The 20,487-nt window shown below is 44.4% G+C and carries 15 protein-coding genes and 1 riboswitch; of the genes, 2 read left to right on the top strand and 13 right to left on the bottom strand.

From position 1 onward, the window contains the following. Positions 1-143 precede the first annotated feature (143 nt). A complete protein-coding gene (locus BN8899_RS11755) occupies positions 144-677 on the top strand; it encodes an RNA polymerase sigma factor (protein ID WP_065219577.1) in 534 nt (177 codons plus the stop codon). A 68-nt stretch (positions 678-745) separates the two neighbouring features. Here the strand turns inward: BN8899_RS11755 and ribE are convergent, their stop codons facing one another. The 12 genes from ribE to BN8899_RS11695 all read right to left on the bottom strand — a co-directional run bounded on the left by ribE (position 746) and on the right by BN8899_RS11695 (position 18,779). Further along, entirely contained in the window at positions 746-1,207 is a 462-nt protein-coding gene (gene ribE, locus BN8899_RS11750; protein ID WP_018337315.1) for a 6,7-dimethyl-8-ribityllumazine synthase, read from the bottom strand. An 11-nt stretch (positions 1,208-1,218) separates the two neighbouring features. Then, positions 1,219-2,475 carry a bifunctional 3,4-dihydroxy-2-butanone-4-phosphate synthase/GTP cyclohydrolase II gene (locus BN8899_RS11745; protein ID WP_018337316.1) on the bottom strand — a complete coding sequence of 419 codons (1,257 nt, stop codon included), beginning with the start codon at positions 2,473-2,475 and terminating at the stop codon, positions 1,219-1,221. Between the two features lie 24 nt (positions 2,476-2,499). Further along, entirely contained in the window at positions 2,500-3,147 is a 648-nt protein-coding gene (locus BN8899_RS11740) for a riboflavin synthase (protein ID WP_065219576.1), read from the bottom strand. A gap of 53 nt (positions 3,148-3,200) precedes the next feature. Further along, positions 3,201-4,301 carry a bifunctional diaminohydroxyphosphoribosylaminopyrimidine deaminase/5-amino-6-(5-phosphoribosylamino)uracil reductase RibD gene (gene ribD, locus BN8899_RS11735; protein ID WP_065219575.1) on the bottom strand — a complete coding sequence of 367 codons (1,101 nt, stop codon included), beginning with the start codon at positions 4,299-4,301 and terminating at the stop codon, positions 3,201-3,203. Positions 4,302-4,396: 95 nt separating this feature from the next. Next, positions 4,397-4,518, bottom strand: a riboswitch (FMN riboswitch). Positions 4,519-4,580: 62 nt separating this feature from the next. After that, positions 4,581-6,641 (bottom strand): DUF5117 and DUF5118 domain-containing protein, encoded by a 2,061-nt coding sequence (locus BN8899_RS11730; RefSeq protein ID WP_065219574.1) that lies wholly within the window; start codon positions 6,639-6,641, stop codon positions 4,581-4,583. 2 nt (positions 6,642-6,643) lie between these two features. Further along, complete coding sequence (locus BN8899_RS11725) at positions 6,644-9,007, bottom strand: zinc-dependent metalloprotease (RefSeq protein WP_065219573.1); 2,364 nt, start codon at positions 9,005-9,007, stop codon at positions 6,644-6,646. Positions 9,008-9,135: 128 nt separating this feature from the next. Then, the gene (locus BN8899_RS11720; RefSeq protein ID WP_187376881.1) at positions 9,136-10,806 is read right to left on the bottom strand and encodes a PKD-like family lipoprotein; all 1,671 of its coding nucleotides are present in this window, start codon (positions 10,804-10,806) and stop codon (positions 9,136-9,138) included. A 25-nt stretch (positions 10,807-10,831) separates the two neighbouring features. Further along, on the bottom strand, positions 10,832-11,515 hold the full coding sequence (locus tag BN8899_RS11715; protein ID WP_065219571.1) for a DUF4843 domain-containing protein: 684 nt from the start codon (positions 11,513-11,515) through the stop codon (positions 10,832-10,834). A gap of 11 nt (positions 11,516-11,526) precedes the next feature. After that, positions 11,527-13,020, bottom strand: a complete 1,494-nt coding sequence (locus tag BN8899_RS11710) for a RagB/SusD family nutrient uptake outer membrane protein (RefSeq protein WP_065219570.1) — start codon at positions 13,018-13,020, stop codon at positions 11,527-11,529. A gap of 15 nt (positions 13,021-13,035) precedes the next feature. Continuing rightward, on the bottom strand, positions 13,036-16,263 hold the full coding sequence (locus BN8899_RS11705; protein ID WP_369800428.1) for a SusC/RagA family TonB-linked outer membrane protein: 3,228 nt from the start codon (positions 16,261-16,263) through the stop codon (positions 13,036-13,038). Between the two features lie 271 nt (positions 16,264-16,534). Then, positions 16,535-17,638 (bottom strand): FecR family protein, encoded by a 1,104-nt coding sequence (locus tag BN8899_RS11700; protein WP_065219569.1) that lies wholly within the window; start codon positions 17,636-17,638, stop codon positions 16,535-16,537. 64 nt (positions 17,639-17,702) lie between these two features. Next, complete coding sequence (locus tag BN8899_RS11695) at positions 17,703-18,779, bottom strand: thioredoxin domain-containing protein (protein ID WP_082987034.1); 1,077 nt, start codon at positions 18,777-18,779, stop codon at positions 17,703-17,705. Positions 18,780-18,935: 156 nt separating this feature from the next. Here BN8899_RS11695 and BN8899_RS11690 point away from each other — a divergent pair, with 156 nt between their 5' ends. Further along, positions 18,936-19,487, top strand: coding sequence for an RNA polymerase sigma-70 factor (locus BN8899_RS11690; RefSeq protein WP_065219567.1), 552 nt, complete (start codon positions 18,936-18,938; stop codon positions 19,485-19,487). A gap of 14 nt (positions 19,488-19,501) precedes the next feature. Here BN8899_RS11690 and BN8899_RS11685 read toward each other — a convergent pair whose 3' ends face one another. Further along, a complete protein-coding gene (locus tag BN8899_RS11685; protein ID WP_018337333.1) occupies positions 19,502-20,242 on the bottom strand; it encodes a DUF169 domain-containing protein in 741 nt (246 codons plus the stop codon). Between the last annotated feature and the right edge of the window lie 245 nt (positions 20,243-20,487).

The raw sequence follows: 20,487 nt of genomic DNA, 5'->3' as shown, positions 1-20,487 counted from the left end.
CTTCAGAGTAAAGCCCAAAAAGAATTAACCGTAAAAAATTACAGCAACATTGGAATAAAAAAAGAGTGAAACGATAACATAACTAAACATTTCCTTGCATTATTCGGACGGACAACTTAATTTTGGTCACAAATATTTAAGACATGAACCCTGCGTTTTCAAACAATGACATAAATTATCTATTCAACAAATACGCCAAGCAACTCCATCTTTACGCCTTGACGTTTCTGCATACACGAGAAGATAGCGAAGACGTTGTTCAGGATATATTTATGCATTTTTGGGAGAAACACAACAATTACTTCACCGAAGAAAAAGCCGTCAAGTCCTATCTCTTTAACTCTGTCCGTAATGCCTGCCTCGACCGGTTAGAGAAAAAAAATGTTGTACAACACAATATTGACATCATCAAGCAAGACATATTTTTCGAAGAAACAATACAATACGATGAAAAAGTTTTCCAAGATGTACAAAAAGAACTATCCCTTCTCCCAACACAAACCCAACGCATCATCGTCTGCATTTTCAGTAAGAGCATGAAATACCAGGAGGTTGCCGACGAATTGCATATCTCCATCAATACCGTGAAAACATTACTACGTAAAGGCATACAACAACTCCGCCTTCGTTTCGCCAATTACCCCGAACTATTGTTTTGTCTTTTCCGAAAAAAATAGTTTATAAGGTTCATAAAGTCACTTATGACCTTACAGACCTTATAAACCTTATAAACTTTACGAACCTTTTAAATCTGCTTCAGCAAATTAATCATCTCGATAGCCGTGGTTACCGCCTCGAAACCTTTGTTCCCGGCTTTTGTTCCGGCTCTTTCAACAGCCTGCTCTATCGTGTCGGTCGTTAGGACACCGAAGATAATCGGCACTCCGGTTTGCAATCCCACGTTAGCGATGCCTTTGGTTGCTTCGTTTGCCACCATGTCGAAATGAGGGGTAGCCCCACGGATCACGGCACCCAAACAAATCACGGCATCATATTTTTTCGTTTCTGCCATTTTCTTTGCTACCAGCGGGATCTCGAATGCACCCGGCACCCATGCCAAATCAATATTCGCCTCGTCACCACCGTGACGCTTGAAAGCGTCTACCGCTCCGCCTAACAATTTACTGGTAATAAACTCGTTAAAACGTCCGGCAACAATACCGATACGTTGTCCTTCTGCTAATAATTTTCCTTCGAGTAAATTCATGTCCTTTATATTTATTGTTTATTTTCCAATTCTTCTTTCAATCTTTCCACCTCATCCCGTTCACGCACGTGAAGGATATGCCCCATCTTCTTGTACTTCGTGTACATGTAAAATTCATTCTTCTCGTTGCACGTCATCTCGATCGGTTCGCGCCCCACGATCTCGATGCCGTATCCCATCAGCCCGTTAATCTTCAACGGGTTATTGGTCATCAATACCATTTTCTTCACACCCAAGTCAGCAAGAATCTCCGCTCCGGTACCATACTCCCGCAAATCGGCTTTAAAGCCCAAAGCCAGGTTAGCATCCACCGTATCCATCCCCTCGTCCTGCAAATGATAAGCTTTCAACTTGTTTATCAACCCAATTCCACGTCCTTCTTGGCGCATGTACAACAACACGCCCCGTCCGCGTTCAGCGATTCTCCGCATCGCCTCAGCAAGCTGATCGCCGCAATCACAACGCAAAGAACCGAACACGTCGCCCGTCAAACACTCCGAATGTACCCGGCACAAAACAGGCTCACCATCCGTCACGTCGCCTTTCACCAAAGCCACATGATGCTCCCCGTTAATCTTGTTCACGTACCCGTAAGCCTTGAAATAACCGTATTTCGTGGGCATATCCGCCTCGGTCACTCGCTCCACCAGAATCTCTGTCCGCCGACGATAAGTAATCAAATCCGACACGGTGATCATCTTCATCCCGTGTGCCTTCGCGAACTCCTTTAACTCCGGGGTTCGCATCATCGTCCCGTCCTCCCGCATGATCTCGCAGCACAACCCGCATTCCTTCAACTTGGCAATCCGCATCAAATCCACGGTAGCCTCCGTGTGTCCCATACGTTCCAGTACGCCTCCCGGCTTTGCCTCCAACGGGAACATATGCCCCGGGCGACGGAAATCAGACGGTTTGGCATCATCCTCCACTGCTTTCATAGCCGTAACAGAACGCTCCAGAGCCGAAATACCAGTCGTCGTATCCACGTGGTCAATAGACACCGTGAAAGCCGTGCAATGGTTATCCGTGTTCGTCGCCACCATCTGCTCCAATCCCAACTTCGTCGTCAAAGCCTTACTCATCGGCATACAAATCAAACCCTTAGCGTAAGACGCCATAAAATTCACGTTCTCCAACGTGGCAAACTCCGCCGCACAAATCAAATCCCCCTCGTTCTCCCGGTCCGGATCGTCCACCGCGATAATCATCTTTCCCGCTCTCAAATCCGCAACCGCTTCTTCAATCGTACTAAACTTGAAATCTTCCATATCTTTATTTTTTATTTTAAATTTTCAAAAACCATTTGCCAACAAAAAATCCAACGTCAACCCGCCTTTAGGCTCCGCGGGTGCCGCCGGACGCATCAACTTCTCCACGTACTTGGCAATCACATCATTCTCCAGATTCACATCGTCACCAACCTGCTTCTTCACCAAGGTCGTTTCATCTTGCGTGTGCGGGATGATCGACACGGTAAAACCGCTATCCGTCACCGCCACCACCGTCAAACTAATTCCGTCGATCGTGATCGACCCTTTCTCCACGATATACCGCAACAAATCGGCAGAAGTAGCTATCGTCACCCATATAGCGTTCTCGTCCTTCTCTCTCCCCACGATCTTTCCCATACCATCGACGTGTCCCGACACGATATGACCTCCCAACCTTCCGTTCAAACTCAACGCTCTTTCCAGGTTCACCGGATCGCCCGCATGTAACCCGCCCAAATTACTGCGTTGCATCGTTTCCGGCATCACGTCCGCGCAAAAGCTACCACCGCTGAAGGAAGTCACAGTCAGACAAACCCCGTTCGTGGCAATACTATCCCCCACCTTCAAATCCTCCAACACCTTCTTCGCCTTCACCTCCAGCACCACGCTCCGGTTGCCTCGCTTAATTCCTTTTATTGTTCCTATTTCTTCTATTATTCCTGTAAACATGATATACAATTGAAAATTGGAAATTGAATACCTTTCATTCTAAACTTTAAATTTTAAACTCGAAACTTCACTAGCAGGTCTTGTCCCAGACATAACACGTCCGTTCGCTCCAGAGTAATCGCATCAGCCATTTTGTCGATACCGATACCTTCAACCGGGGTTTTGGCTTTCTCGCCACCCACGATTTTCGGGGCGATGAAAGCATAAACTTCATCCGTGAAGCCTCCCGACAGGAAAGAATAATTCAAACTTCCCCCGCCTTCCAACAAAATGGAATCAACCCCCATCTGCCCGAGCAACACGAGCAAATTGTCTACGTCAACCAGTCCCTCCTTCTCCTCGCAATACAAAGTTTCCACTCCGGCTTTCCGTAAAGCCTCCAATTTCTCTTCCACGGCAAAACGCGTATGAGCCACGATCGTCCGATACTCTCTTGCCGTTTTTACCAGCTGGCTTTCCAACCCTAACCGGGCATTACTATCCACGATAACCCGTATCGGCTGGCGCACTCCCCGTCCTTCAATCCGGCAATTCAATAAAGGATCATCCGCCACGGCTGTACCGATACCCACCATCACTGCCATCAGGCGATGGCGCAACTCGTGGACATACGCCCGGGCTTCCGTTCCCGTGATCCATTTCGAATCACCCGACCACGTGGCAATTTTCCCGTCCAGCGTCATCGCTGTCTTCAATGCCACCCACGGTCGCCGGGTTGATATATATTTCAAAAATACCTTATTCTGTTCCCGAATCGCCTCGTCTTCCATTCCCACGCAAACCTCGATCCCCGCTTCTCTCAACAAAGCAATACCCTTACCTGCCACCAAAGGATTCGGGTCACGCATCCCGACAAACACCCGGGCTATCCCGTGCTCGATGATCGCATCCGTGCAAGGCGGAGTCTTACCATGATGGCAACAAGGTTCCAAGGTCACATACATCGTGGCGCCCTGGGCATCTCCCGTACAATTCTTAAACGCATTCCGTTCCGCGTGCCACTCCCCATAACGCTCGTGCCATCCTTCACCAATCACCTTTCCCCCCTTCACGATCACGGCACCCACCATCGGGTTCGGATTCACGAATCCCGCTCCTCGCTCGGCAAGTGCTATTGCCCGCCTCATGTACTCCAAATCTTCCTGTTTCACCATACGTGTTCTCCTTTCTAAAAAACAAAATGCCCCGAATGCATACACATTCGGGGCACCTATTTATATTGTATTAATATAATATCAATTACAACTAAACATCTCTTCTATCATCCGGACTTTAACCGTCGGTTTCAGAATTTCACTGAATCAGTCCCTCGAAAGGGAGTCGCGGACTATTACCGCCGGTAGGGAGTTGCACCCTGCCCCGAAGAAACATTTCTTTGACGCAAAAATAGTAAATATTCTCACGCGAACAAAACATCAGACAATTTGTTTATCTCAAAGTACGAATTTCTTTTCCATGCGAGAAAGCAGTAACTTACTTATCACTCTTACCGATTTATCCCTATGCTTATTTTTCAATTCATTCAATCTTTCACCAAGCTCCTGCAATGCCTGTTTCACGACAAAAACGTACAAATCTTTCCCGGTTTCCATCTTTTCCATCAATTCCAGCAAAACATCCACGCACAAAACTTGCATATCCATTTGCCCACGAGAAACAGTATGCTCCATGTCAATATCGCCAAACAGCATCGAAACCAGTTCCTCTAATAATCTTTCCGCATCAGCGGCTCCTTTTATAACCTCCGGAGCCAATAGCTTCTGAAAAATCTTCTTTGCCTGTTGCATAAACACTTCCCGATGCCTTCCCAACAGATTTTCTTTCATTAATCTCGAACAGAAATAATTTTCACCTTTGAAAAGATATTCATTCAACACCTCCATAGCCTCATGTTGCTCATCGGCTGTACCCCCATTGCCTATATGCGCCACCACCTGCATTAAATACTCCTCGTACAACTTCATGCCCTCCGCATTCACCTCCGCAATACTCTTGCCGGAATCATACTTTTTATCCGGATACACGATACTATCCAATAATTCATAAAGAGAACGCATATTCTCCAATCTGTACTTTAAAGCGCTCAAATTCACGCTTGTCACGAACGAATACTCCGGTTGCTCCTTCCCCTGTAAAGACTCCCGATAGCCCCATTCTATCGCCCAACAATCATAATCACCGACTCGCGGGACGAACTCCCGCATAGGAAACCGGTTACTCGTTTCTTTCAACCCCAACACGCTCCCCACCGCTTCCATCACCTTGTCCCGCAATATTTCACCCGCCACCCCAGGGTGGAAACGGTCTTTCCGGATTCTCGCATCCGCCATTCCGTATTGCAACAAATAACGGGACAATTCCTTCACAAGGAAACCATGTCCCAGGTTAATACGACAAGACAAAATCTCCCCCGTTTTCGGGTGAAAAGTATGCCCTGCCTTAATCCCGACCTCTCCCAAATCATACGCTATCACAGCACGCTGTTCAACTAAACATGTTTTTGCATCTGCCATCTTCACCTGCAAAACATGCTTGAACCCCGCCCTCTCGAATGCTGTATTCCACGCCAGAATTCCCTCTTTTATATAAGGCACAAATGCACCCGGGAAGCAAGTATCCACGCAAAAAACAATCGGATTCAACGGCTCCACCAGTTCTCCGCGCCGGTACTTTTTCCGATCCTTTTCGGCTATTCCAAGATTCCATTTTTGAATAATAGAATCCCTTACCGCACGATAAGGATTTTGAGAATAATCCCAAAAGCTAACCACCTTATACCCGACTCGTTTATCCGCGAAACGTTCTCTCATCCCCTGTTCCGGCAACACCGTGATAACACAACCGATCTCCAATGGTAAAAAGCCTCTTGGGGCTAACATTCCCGCCACAACCTGTTCCGGTGCAAATCCATACATCCGATGTATCGTGAAACTCACGCCTTCAGGAAACGTATGCACGCCAAAGACCTTCGCCAAAGACGCATTCTGCTCCCTTATCCCCCTGCCGGATACTTTAAACCATTCATCCTTGGTCCTCAATATTTCGGTAATATCAATAATGTACCCATTCCCATCCGCCGGATACGCCTTTACCGGATACATGATATCGACAGGTTGCATATTCGATTTCTTCAACGCCTTATACAACTCGTCTTTCTCGTTTGAAACACGTTCCGAAAAAATTCGCCGTTGCAAATAAACAACATCATTCTCCACCTTTTGTATATACACCACCCCCAAACTCTCCAGCGGACGTGCCACCATATCAAACCCCTTGTTTATTTGAGCCCTGATTTCAATTTCCCGTCCCAGCAACTTCCCCGGAATCTCAAGATACACCCTTGCCGAATCTTGATACACAGATAAAATTCCCTCTTGTTTTTTCATCGTCCCATGAAAAAACTCATCAAAAACCATTGGTTTTTGTCCATACCCTCTCACCACAATCAAGCAAAAGAATAACAAACAAACCAGCAATCTATTCCCTCTTTTCATACTCAATCATTATTTTGTAAAGACTCCATACTTGCTAACAACAACGCCACCCGCATCCTCTCTTTTCCATCCAAACCGACCATATACTCCTTGCCTTCCCTCGTGATCCGCTCCATCTCTTCCTGACACGCCACAAGTACCTGCGAAGGAATATATTCCTTTCTAACCAGTAAAGATTTCAACTCTGCCACGTAAATAGACTGAATCATGTACCGGGCACTCGAAACCTCCACGTTCCCTTCCCACTCACGGAAGATCATCCGGTGCAACCCGTTTATATACTCCTCTAAAGCAAATTTCTCACCGGGAGCCTCTTCTTCAATTTGAGCAATCGTCACACTCTTTCTAACCAAAATTTCAATAATCGATTCATAAAACCTCTTCATCAACGCCCCGGCATCTTCATCGACAAGAGTTGCCAAAGAATCCCGGTACAACCAATCGCAAGGCGTCAACACGTAACGATCAAGAAAATCCATTACCTTTCCCATATACCCGACATCCACGAAATCATACATCCCCGTTGAATTTCCCTCCATGCTCAACCTTCCGCCAATATCCCCAAGAACATGCCCCACGAACAACGAATACTGCTGTACCACTCCAAAGAATCGGGATTTCACAATCTGGTACGACCGACGGTCGCCCACCTGCCACACCTCGTGCATATTCATCAACCGCTTCAAATGTTCTATACCGCGGGCATTAAAATCCACATGATCATTCCCCAAATCTTCCGATTGCGCCCTGCAATCCATTGCGTCAACAAAACGCTTAGCAGGGGTACGCTGTTCCTCGTCAACCCATTCATTCAACTCCTTATCCGTCCTACCCGGCGCATAACGATACCCCCACTCTATCGCGAAACGATCATACTCCCCGATTCGGGCAACACGATTTCTCAAACTAATCTTATCCCCGGCTTCCGCCACATAATTAAAACGCATATAATCCATAATGGAAGACCCCATACCGTTTTTTTCCAAAAACGCGTCATCCCGAAGTTGCTCCACCGAATAAAGACTGCTACCGAAAAAATTATGTTCCAATCCCAACGTATGCCCGACCTCATGGGTAATCACCATTTTCACCAATTCGCCCAACAATTCATCGGGGATTTCCATTTTTCGCCCAAGACTATCAACCGCCCCGCACTGCGCGAAATACCATTGCTGCACCACATCCAACACACTGCTATACACCCCCACGTGGCTCGTGATAATTTCCCCCGACCGGGGATCTATCGTAGACGGTCCGTAAGCATTCCGCACGGGTGACGCTTTCCATGAGATAAACGAATAGCGGGAATCATACTCCGAAAACTCAGGATTCTCATCCGGAGTCGGGGCTAACTCACCCCGGATTGCATTTTTAAATCCAATCCGCTCAAACGCCTCCTGCCACACATTCACTGCCTCAATAAAATAAGGCACCCAACGGGAAGGCGTTGCCCGGTCTATATAAAATACAATCGGCTTTATCGGCTCAACTAATTCGCCACGAGCGTATGCCTCCGCATCCTTCGGTTCCAATCTCCACCGCTTCACGATGGGCACGACAGATTCCGCATACGGATTCTTGTCCAAATTAGCTTGCGAAAAACTAAAATATCCCACCTTTCGATTTCTCAAACGTATTTCTAACGGCTGGCGAGGCAAAAGTGCCAAACAAACCCCGATTTCCCAACTTGTTGTATAACGTTCCCCTAAACCGGAACCAGATTCCCGGCTCCTATCTTCCACGGCAAAACTTCTTTTGGAGCGAATCAGTATATTCTCCGGAAATCCTTTTATCTCCTCTACACGATTCTTCTCGCTTTCGCTCATGCCCATGGTCAATTCCAAACTATAAGAATCCAAATTGAACAATGAATTATTCATCAGCAAGTCCGTCACCTCAACCAATACCGACCCCGAAGTTTTCACAGAAACCGGCAATACCTTGCAAAGCATGGCATCTCCCCGCTGCTGAGCTACACGATGTATTCCATCCTTGCCCCGCTCCACTCCAAACCGGTCACACAACGGCATTTCCAACAAAACCTTATCCCCCTCTTTCCGGAAACACACGATAGCCGCCCCCAAAAGATCACCCGAATACCCGTATCGACCGCTTTCCGTTCTTTGCTTCACGGCTGCCGCTTCCAATATCGTCGTCGTCACCAACATATCTCGCCCGAACAACGAATCCGGAATTTCCCAAAATATTTGTTTTCCCTGGCAATACGTCGTGAACATTCCGCCAACAACATGCAACGAATCCCCCGGCTGCCGGGAATCAAAAAAAACACCGATCTCTCGTTGTGCCGCAGAATGCAAAAACACGCCTCCGGTAAACAACAAAACAAACACGACCTTTTTCCACATAATCCTATTTCAAACTTCTCGCCTCCCAATCCGTCTCGACAAACAATACAACGAAGTCCGGGTAAACCGTTCTCCCGAACTTCGCCATATCTCTTGCAAACAAGAAAGATTGTCACAAGACGTGTACTTTACAATTTTACGCTATACCCGAAATCAATAATCTTCCCGAATCCTTTATACTCGAACACCTCACTATCACGCTCAACCTCTCCCGTAGAAGCTAATTTCAATTCAAGTATTCCCCCTTCATTTCCACCATAATCCAAAGAAATACCCAAACGATAAGGAGCGCCAAGCCATTCCCAATTTCCCTCATCATTATCATACCCCCAATCTGTATTTGGATTTCTAAATTTCAACCCGGTAATCTTTACAGAAACATTTTCATGTTCATAAAGTAGCGTCACCCTCGGCACCGTACGGTTAAAATCTACTTTATAAATTTTATTGCCCCCGGCAACAAACAACATCTTACCAAAAGCATAAGAAGCCGCAATACTCATCTCGTCAACACTAATACCTCCCGGCACATCGAATGTGTATTCTCCAACACATCTGGCAACCGTCGAGCCGACACTAAATCCATTTCTATCAAAATCATAAACATGAAGCTTATGGTCTGAGGTACTGAAAAGCGTTGCCAACACATTCGTGTAAACCCCGTTCATATCTATCATAATTTTATCACTTCCGATGTCATTCGGATCAAATACATTTCCCGCATTGGGATTCTCCCCGATCTCTACAATGTTCTTTATCACCTTAGACGGGGAAAAATACTGTTCACGCCCCTTTCTAAAATAGTAATTATAGTCACTATCATTCTCATTATAATATTGCTTACATCTCAAAAAACGATGATTTTGTTCATCATAGAAAATAAAACCGTAAGTCGCCATGTATGCTATCTTTGTTGCATTACACGATTCTTCGTGACCATCCTCCCATACAAGCGGATAATACACGGAAAGACCATCGGCGGCGGCGGCATACAATTTCCCGTTATCAGACACAACTTCTCCTAAACGTGAACTCGTGAACGAAATCAACCAATCTGGAGAGAAATTGTTATCTCCCGTCACCTCTTTAATATGAAGCATTTCCCGATACGTGTAAAGTTGTTCGAAAGAAACGGCACCCATCAAATGTACCTCCCGATCCGTCCCGACAAAAATCATGGGTTGCTGCCTACAATAATAATTATCCCATGTACCGTAAGCCCAATCCGTCAACAAAAATTTAGGAGTCCCCTCTACAGGCAAATCCTGTTTCATATCACTTTTGTAAGCATCCCGAATAACAACCCCGCCACTTCCTTCACCATCAACCACACCCAGGACAGATCTCCCGTCAACCTGTTGAAGCACAAACCAGCTACGACTATAAGGGACTATCGGTTTCACAGTCATTTCTTGATACCATTCAGTACCATCTTTCCGGTGGTCCGTAACAACTAAACGCACGGTACGGGTATTAACATCCGTGGGTTGAAACACCAATTCACACGTTTTCTCCTGCCCACATTCAACCCATTCATCCAAAGCTCCCGTTTTTTTTAACTTCTCTTCCCACCTGTAAGTCAAATTAGATTCCTCCTCTGCCAATGTCTGAGACAACTTCGGTTCTATCACGGCGACAACAGGCTTTTCTTTACTCAAACGAACACTCACCGAAGCCGGCAATTCTATACTTATTTCGTTTATATCATGATAGTCATAAGAACCTTTATCATCATAACACCCCGATAATAAAAGCAAACCACCTAAAAAGAAACTGACAATATTCACATTCTTTTTCATAATCTTCATTTTTTAGTCCAATCACTTAAAAATGTTTAAACACGATCTCTTCTCCATTCTCATCCAATAAAGGAGGATTATTCTTTTTATACTCCTCGTAAGCATCATAAAGCTTATTTCGATCCTCCTTCGTCGATGGTATGTCATCATACGTCGCCTTAAAATAATCCATCATAAAGAAATATTTTGCATCCGAATAATCTCCCCAATAATAACTATACCAATCATTGCGCTTTATCGTGTAATAAACTCTTATCGGTAAACTCGCTTTATCTTCACGCCCCGGGTCAAACTGGAACAAAGGATTATCCAAATCAAAGAAAACATCTGTCTGGCAAGACGATCCCCCGGTTAATTTCTCGGGACGGCGCACTTTTACCGTTACGATCTGACTTGACACGTTTGCAGGAAACACATACCTCTCGGCACAAGACACATCAGCCTTTAAGGTATAATCTTCATCCGGTTGTACCTTCAAACAAAAGGTTCTCTCCTCTCGCAAACTATCCCCCTGCAAACCGACTATCAGCTCCAACTCCTTCTCCGTGTGCCCTTTCACGTAATCACTATCCACAAAATGAACCTCTGTATTGCTATAAACAAAATTCAGACGGGGAGTCTCATTATACAAAGCGATATCATTCTCTTCACATCCCACGTACAAGAAAAACGATACCAATGCCAATAAAAGAAATCTATATTTTTTCATTCTAATCCATTTTAATTGTTATTACCAAAAGTCTTCTCGTTATCCGGTAACGGCCATTGATAGAATGCAGACATGTCTTCTTTTACACAATAAGAAAAAGTTTTATAGTTATGCCGTTTGTAAAAGTAAAACAGTTGCCCCTCAGAGAAAAACTCTTTTCTATACTCTCTCATCAATTCATTGATCCGCTTCGTATGATTTTGGTCATAATCTACCCTCGTGTCCAAACGGTCATAAGCATCATCGGCAACAAGCCCGTCCTCGTAAGCGATCCCGCGAGCCCACATCACCGTATTCAACGCCTCGACACTTTTCTCCTTATCTGTTTCACATTCTGCAATAATATAGTACATCTCGGGTAAACGGATTAAAGGCAAAACATTTTTTCCCTCGTATCTCGACACGGCAGAAGTATAAGCCGACTGGTCATATTTCAAACAAATCTTATATTCTTGACCGGTTCTTCCTGAAACATCTTTAAAAGCGGAAGCATTCGCCCGACGATCCAAAGTTCCCCTGCTTCCAGTTTCAAACTGTTCGTTAAAATTAGCTCTCTTACGCATAATATAAACCCCATCAGAAAGCTGTCCTTGAGGTATCTCTATCTTATAATTACCCTGTTCTTCCAACAACTTATCCAACTCATAAACATTTAAACCAAAAATATGTTCAGCAAACAAAACCGGATTAGAATTATCTTCATGCAAAGTAAAATAATTACTGTTTACAACCTCCCTCGCATAAGCCAACGCCTTCTGTTTGCTCTCGGCATCACCCTTATAACAATACGCCCGGGCTAACATAGCCTTTACGGCATAAGTGTTCATCCGCATTTGCCGGGAATTTTCAAAAGCGTTAATACTCCTGTTATATTCAAAATTCTTCGGGTCGGCAATCTCCAACAATGAATCGGCTTCATGCAAATCCGCCAACACGTGATTGATCACCTGCTCTGCCGGCAAAACCGGGGCAGCCTCCTGGTCAAAACTAATTCTATACGAAATGGCTTTCCCCGTGGGATTGACACTATACACGGGACCAAACAACCTTAGCAAATCAAAATGTAAAAAAGCCCTTAGCCCCAAAGCCTCTCCTTTCATCAATTCGTAATACTTCTCGGTCTTAACAACGGATTTATTCTTTTCTATATATTTCAGGAAATTATTGATATTCGCGATAACGTTATACATATTCGAATAAATATCATCCTTCACTTTCAACCATACATTATCGTAATCATACACATCTTTCCATTGAGACACTCCCGGAAATTCATCATAATTACCGGAAATAGCATCCAAATACCCGTATGTCAGATTCTTGGCGTACAATTCCGTTTTTCCCATTTTCAAGTAAAAACCTGTCAACACATCCTTAAATCCCGCTTCGCTCTCGAATAATTTATCCGCCGGAATAGCTGTTTTAGGCTGGACATCCAACCAATCGGAACAAGAGGCAACTCCTACCACAAGTCCCAGTAGCAATATATATAATCTCTTCTTCATATCCCAGTATTTTAATTAAAATGCAACATTTAAAGAAAACGAAAACTGGCGGGCAAAAGGATAATCCGTTCCACGTTCCCGCTTTACCGATGACAAATAAAATAAATCCTCCATGTTAAAAGCCAACTTCACGGAACTCAATCCCCAACGTTCGATAAACTTTGCGTTTGTCTTATCCATCCGGTAACTCAAAGAGAGTGAAGCCATCTGGAATGTATTCTCATCCATAACAAAACGAGAAGTCGCCTTCGTCCCGGAACCGCGAATCCCGGTATTTATACGCTTGAATTTTGCCTGGTCACCGACATCCTGCCAGCGTAAATCCAAAACCCGTTTGTCGGCATTATACATCAAATTAGCATTTTCAACCTTATCTACCAAAGTCTGGTTATATGTTTGTCCCCCGAACTTATAAGCCATACTTACATCTATCCCAAATCCTTTATAAGCAAAAGAAGAATTAATATTCCCTTGCCATTTCGGTTCTGTTGTGCCTATCGGAACCAAATCCACCACATCATACGTTCCCGTCATCTTTCCATTTCTTTTCACCAGAATCTCCTCTCCCGTCATCGGGTCAATTCCCAAAGATTTCACAACCCAAATCCGGTTAATGGATTCTCCTTCCTCATAATGCGGAAGCGGGCTATCCTCCTGTTCATTATAATTTTCCTCATTCATGTGGCGTAATGCCTCTGAAATTTTTTTCAATTTATCCTTGTTATGGGAACCATTAAGTGTAATCGTCCAATAAGCAGAATTTCCCGTATCCTGATAAGGAATAAAGGCAAAATTCAATTCCACTCCTTTATTTTCCAAGGTACCTAAATTCTCGGGATAAGAATCAAAACCCAAAGAAGGAGCTAAAGTAACTTGTGTCAATGAATTTTTTGTCAACTTCAGGAAATACTCGGCACGGGCAGTAATCCGACCGTTCAATGCACCCAATTCCACGCCAATATTCCAAGTATCGGTCTGCTGCCATTTCAATTTCTCGTTCGGCATGGCAACAATCTCTGCCCCCGTGCCATCTGAAGCCAAATACGGGTAAAGCAGGTTACTATAACTATAAAGTTCCCTTGATTGATAAGGTGCAAAACCTTGAGTTCCCGTAACCCCATAAGATCCCCTTAACACGAATTCTGAAATAAAATCAAACCGGGACATAAAATTTTCCTTTTTCACATCCCAACGTAGCCCGGTAGCCCAAAAAGGAGCGAATCGATTATCTTTACCGAACTGAGAGGAACCATCCAACCGCACGCTAAAATCGACAGAATATTTATAAGCATAAGAATATCCGAAACTTCCCGTCCAACCGATCAACCGGGAAGTATTTTCCGAGCCGGACATTTTCTCGTTATATTGCTTACCGAACAATATGCCATCCATATTCTCATTCGGGAAACCTGTTACATACGCTCCATAATTTTCATTCTTAGTTTCCTGAACTGACATACGGGCATTAGCCGTCAGGTAATGCACCTCTTTCAACAACTTGTTATAACTTGCCGTTAAATCCAATGAATACGAGAAACTTTCCCGCTGCGTGCGTCTAAAATCCCCCCGCTGGGTCGGATCCGTTATTCCGTCAAAAGCCGTATGTTGAGCCGGTCTGAAAACATCGGTTTTACCATTCCCCTTGGAAAGAGAAAAGGCGCCTATTAACCGGATATCATCATTAGGATTATACTCCACGCTAAACAGATTCCTAACACTAAAATTAGTTGTCCGGTTTTTCGTGTTCAAAGTTGCATTATACATCGGATTGGCATAATCCGTCGTTCTTCCCCCCGTGTAAGTAAATATCACGAAATTATCCAAACGTTTCAAGATTTCACCATTTTCCCCGTAAGGACGCAAATAAGGATTCAGTTTCGTGTACTCGCTAAAACTTCCCCAAGGCGACTCATCTCCCACGGTATTTTCCACCGTGACCTTATTTTTCAACAACACTTTATTAAAACGATACTGTAAATCCAACGCTCCGGTCGTCACATCTCTTTTACTTCCTTTCATGACACCCGGCGTATGGTTATACCCGACATACAAACGATAACGCAACGCCCGATCTCCTCCCTCCAACGTCACCGTATGCCGTTGCTGCACGGAAGTCCGCAAAGGTTTATCCAACCAATACGTGTTCACGCCACGTTTTACTTCTCTCAATTTATCTTGATAATTTTGAAGTATCTCTATACCGCCATTCCCTTCATACATACCTGCCAACACTTCAGCTTTTAACTTTTCCTCCGCGTTCATCAAATTATAATCCGACAAATCAGGAGCCTCTATCCGGACATTCCCCCCGTAAGTCACCCACAAACGCCCCTCTTTAGGTGTTTTGGACTCGATAACAATCACCCCGTTCGCGGCACGGGAACCATAAATAGCCGTTGCGGCTGCATCCTTCAACAAAGTAATTGATTCCACCCGATCCGGATCCAAATCCACCATCGTCTGCAAATCAATCTCAAACCCATCCATGATCAACAGCGGTTTATTAGGATACGTGTCATACTCCCCTTGTAAAGTCACCATCTCTGCCGAAGCCCCCGCATTACTTCCGCCCGGCAACGTGGCTTGCCCTCGCATTCTCAAATCGGGAAGACGATTCGGGTTCGAACCGTTCAACACATCCTCCATAATCCGGAAACTAGGATCTATCGCCGCCAACGCCTTGGCTATATTCGTCGTGCTAATCTTCTTCAAATCTTCACCTTTTACTGAAAGCGCCGACCCCGTGAAACCTTCTTTCCTACGATTAAACATACCGGTCACCACTACCTCCGACAATTCCTCCTCATTCTCCTCCATCACCACCACCAACGGCTTCATATCCTTCTTCAACTCTTTCAACACGATCTCCTTATCTCTCATTCCGACAAAAGAGAACACCAACACCACGCTATCCATCTTGGGAACTTCCATCGCAAATACACCATTGGCATCCGTCGCAGTCCCAATCTTCGTTCCCTTGATTAAGACCGTTACCCCCGGCAACACCTCTTTCTTCTTGTCTGTCACTTTCCCCGTTATCCGGAACGCCTCTTTCTCCGCTTCCCGCATAATCTGCTCGGCACGAGTCAATATAACCACGACATCTTTTTGGATATAATACCCCAACAACGTATGTTCCAAACACTTGTCCAAAATCTGCCGCACATCGTCGGACGTCACGTCTATCGTAACCTTCCCTGCTTTATTTACGACCTGTTCGTTAAAAATAAACGTGTACCCCATCTTTTGTTTAATCTCCTTAAACACGGATTTCAAACTTGCATCCGTCACCTTTATCGTCGTCTGCTGGGCAGAAGTAATAGCAGAAACTGACAAAAACGACATCAACAAAAAAACTGTTGTCAACTTCATAATCAGTAAAATTTTTTGCCGGACTTGTTTAAACAGTCCTTTCTCGTTCTTTTTTTTCATACTTTTGTATTCATTATAATTACACCATGTGCTTACAAAGCACTTACTTCGTGTCGAACGTGTAGCGACGTTCGACACTCTTTTATTTCACAAAGACATTATTTTCCTTTATCGTCATCCGCACACTTCCGGTACGCTCGATCAAACGGAGCACCTCCTCAAAATCCTCGTGGCGCCGCATATCCACGGAAAAACGCTCCTCCCGCACAGCCTGGTTTTCAAAAAATATATTTACATTATACCAACGTGCCAATTCATTCAATATATCCTCCAAGCGTTCATCCTCGAAAAGGAAATACCCGTTTTTCCATGCCACGAAAGACGTCACGTCCACCTTCTCCACCGACATCCCCCGCCCGTCATTCCTTCTCCGTGCCTGTTCGCCCGGTGTTAACTTAACATCAGTACCTTTGTCATGTATAACCACAGTCCCAGTCACGAGAGTTGTAGCAGAAGGCAAATTTTCGTAAGACCGCACGTTAAACTCCGTTCCCAACACCTCCACCTCGTACATACCTTCCACCTCTACCCTGAAAGGTGCTGTAGAATCCTTTACCACTTGAAAATAAAGCTCTCCGCTCACCCGCACCCGCCGTTCTCCACCGGAAAATACCGTCGGGAAACGCAACTTCGATTCGGAATTCAGCCACACGACAGACCCATCCGGCAACACCACCTGATACTCGCTTCCCCTCGGTGTCCGTACTTCATTATAAACCGCAACCCGCTCCTTCTCCACCGTATCTCGGACCGCAGTCAAAAACACGCTAATACTATCTTTCTGCAAATCCACCACATTCCCGTCCGGCAACACGAGCTCTGCATATGGTCTGCCGGGTTTTATTTTCTCTGCCACGACTACCGGAATTCCCTCCTTCCGGCTCTCCGCGAGCATCCAGATACCAAGAACAATCACCCCGAAAAAAGAAGCGGCAATAGCCATTCGCCCCCACGACCATCTTCTACGACCGTGTAACTTTCTTTCCAACCCACCCCAACTCTTTTGCCAATCATACTCACCCAAGCGTTCCATCTTCTCCATAATCCTACGCTTATCGACCAATCTGGCAAAAATCTCCTCGTTCCTCCCCTTCACCAACCATTCCTCCAATGCCATCCGCTCCTCTTCCGTCATCTTCCCTTGGAGATAGCGGAAAATCAACCTTTCTATATTACTTTGTTCCATGATACCTTTACTTTATATCTAGAACGACATTCCCTCTCCCAAGTGTGATTTAAAAAAAGTTAAATTACCGTTTATACTTCTCGATAACCTCCTTCAAATCTTGCATATCTAATTGTTTCATAATTCTTTCTCCGGACTCCACCACTTTCCGAGCCTGAACACCATCCACTTTATCTGACATATAGTCCAACAAAGACAAAACCAAACGCACATAACCTTTTTTTTCGCAAAACGTTGTATCTTCCAACATTAACACTATTTTCTCCGCATCTTTTTTCATACAATCGTTAGCTAACATATAAGCAGATTTTAATCGTTCGTCATCCTGCATTCCCACCATTTCTACTTCTTGACAGATTTTCCCCAACTTTTCCAATCCTTCTTTAGTTCTGAATTCTTCCCAGTACAAACAATCTTTAAGCCTAACGCCATAAATTGAATACAACCAAGAATTAATAGACTCTTGCTCTTTATAATTCTTACGCAAGGAAGAAAGGTTTTCTATCATATATTTAAATCTATCATCTCCATACTTTATTTCACCCAACAAAAAACTAAAATCCTCTCGTAGCCAATCCTTATTCGAGAGTTTTTCTGCCAACTTTGTCATTATCTCCTTGTCTTTTTCTCTAAAACCGGCATGATACAACGCCCAATGATAATCACGCAATTGTTTCTTTTTCATCTTTCCCGCGGCATACAATTTTGTCAAATAATCGAGCGACGTTTCTTTTCTTGCCCCCATCTCCACCCACGCGATAAAATCTTTCAAACTAGAACTTCCCCCTAGAATCCGGTGCTGCTCCGTACCATCGGGACGAATCAAAAGAAAAGTCGGAAAACCCTTAACACCAAACCTTTTTGCCAATTCAACACCCTCACCTACTTCCATATCACACTTCAAGCAAATAAAGCGAGAATTAAAAAAATCTCCGGCCTCCTTTTCCCGAAAGACGGTATTCAACATCACTTTACACGCACCACACCATTGCGTGTAACAATCCATAAACACTAATTTCTTCTCCTCTTTGGATTTTTTCAACGCTTGTTCAAACGTCAAATCTTCAAACTTAACACCTTCTTGAGCTCTCCCCACAAAAACAACCGACATAAAAACGATACAAATTACAATACTTCTCATAATTTCAAATTTAAAAATTCAATTTCAATAACACATCATAAAAACGACATCTCCCCTCCCGGGTGTGATTTAAAAAGTTAAAAAATTTGCATTAAGTCCGGAAAATAATACCTTTGGACTTCAATTGGTGTATAACCTTATTGACACGATTACATTTTGTTTGACAACAACTCCATATCAAAACTTCATGCCGGTGACGAAACGGTATTCAAGAAGATATTCAAACAATTCTATCTTCCCGTCAGGTCGTTCGCGTGGCGCTTCGTGAAAGATAACGATATCGCAGAAGACATCGTGCAAGACGCTTTCTTACAAGTATGGGAAAGACGCACCTCCTTCAATCTCCTTGCGGAAATAAAAAGTTTTCTATATATCAGTACCCGTAACGCTTGCCTGGACCATCTAAAACACGAGCGCGTAAAACAAAAAAACGCCGCAAACATCTTAACCTTCATGTCACCCGAAACGGAACAAGAAGCCATACTGGAAGAAGAAGTCGATTCATTAATCTACAATGCCATCAGCACCTTACCCCCGCAAGCCCAAAAAATTGTAATTATGACCATGGATGGCGATTCCAACCTAGAAATCGCCCAAAAACTAAATATCACGGTCAATACCGTAAAATCGACAAAATTAAAAGCCTATCGCATACTACGCAAACGCCTACGCAACATACAATGGTTACTCGCGCTCCTACTTGCTTAGGCTCTTATCTTGAATTAGATCCGTTTCTGTATCACTTTCCACGTGCCGGTTATCAGGAAACTTTCCTCCATCTGGTCGATCATCTCCATGAACTTCGTGATCGGCACGGCAAAAGACAACAGATTATCCGGGAGGCACATCCTAGCCGACGGGTCGAACATTCCGATCACGGCACGTTGAGTCCCCTCCAGCTGTTCCCGGTAGGGATAATAAATAATGGAGGTACATCCTGCCCCGAAAGGAGCGATCACGGCTTCTTGCTTGGCACTATCGAAGCCTGCCAGAGTGAAAAGACCGGACAACACGTCCGGGGTCGTAAAAAAGAATACCGCTTCCGGTTCGTCTTGTTCAGTCAGGAGATCCCAACGTTTAAATACCAGACAATCACCCTTTCTCGGCAAATTCGGCAACGTCTTCAACAAAGCATTCACCTGTTCCGGGGTACGTTTATACCGCTCGCAACGAGGCTCATTCTCCCCGTGCGACAAGAAATACTCGAACCCTTCACGCATCCCCTCGCTATAACCCAAATAATACTTTCCCCCGCCACAACCGACCGAATCCGGCAGGAAACAAAGCGATTCACCTCTTCTCACCCGCCCGAGTTGAGCGATAAGGCAAGTATGTCCCACGGCTTTTTTCACGATAGTCGCGTTATTATTCTCTTTCGAGTAATAAAAAGCGACAGGAAGTTCTGCATCATTGAAATATTTTTTCCAAAGTGCAATAAAACGATCTCGTTTAACTATGTCCATGACCCACAATTTTTAGTATCAAACAAATATATAATATTTGTTTGTTAAAAACAAGCCCTGCACGCTAAAATTGACCATAATCGGATTTCCGTCCCCTCGAAACCACCGAGCTATCCTTGGTCCATGGCTTCCCTACCACATGGACCAAGCATGGACCAATCACAAACGTAGCATGAACGTCGGTTTGCGTTCATGCTACGTTTATACTTTGAGAATATTTGCCTTATGTCATAGAGCAAGGGTAA

Origin of the sequence: Butyricimonas sp. Marseille-P2440 (assembly GCF_900091675.1) — a bacterium.
In the GTDB taxonomy this organism is placed as follows: Bacteria; Bacteroidota; Bacteroidia; order Bacteroidales; family Marinifilaceae; genus Butyricimonas; species Butyricimonas synergistica.
The sequence above is the reverse complement of the archived record's forward strand: the minus strand, read 5'-3'. Positions and strand labels throughout refer to the sequence as shown.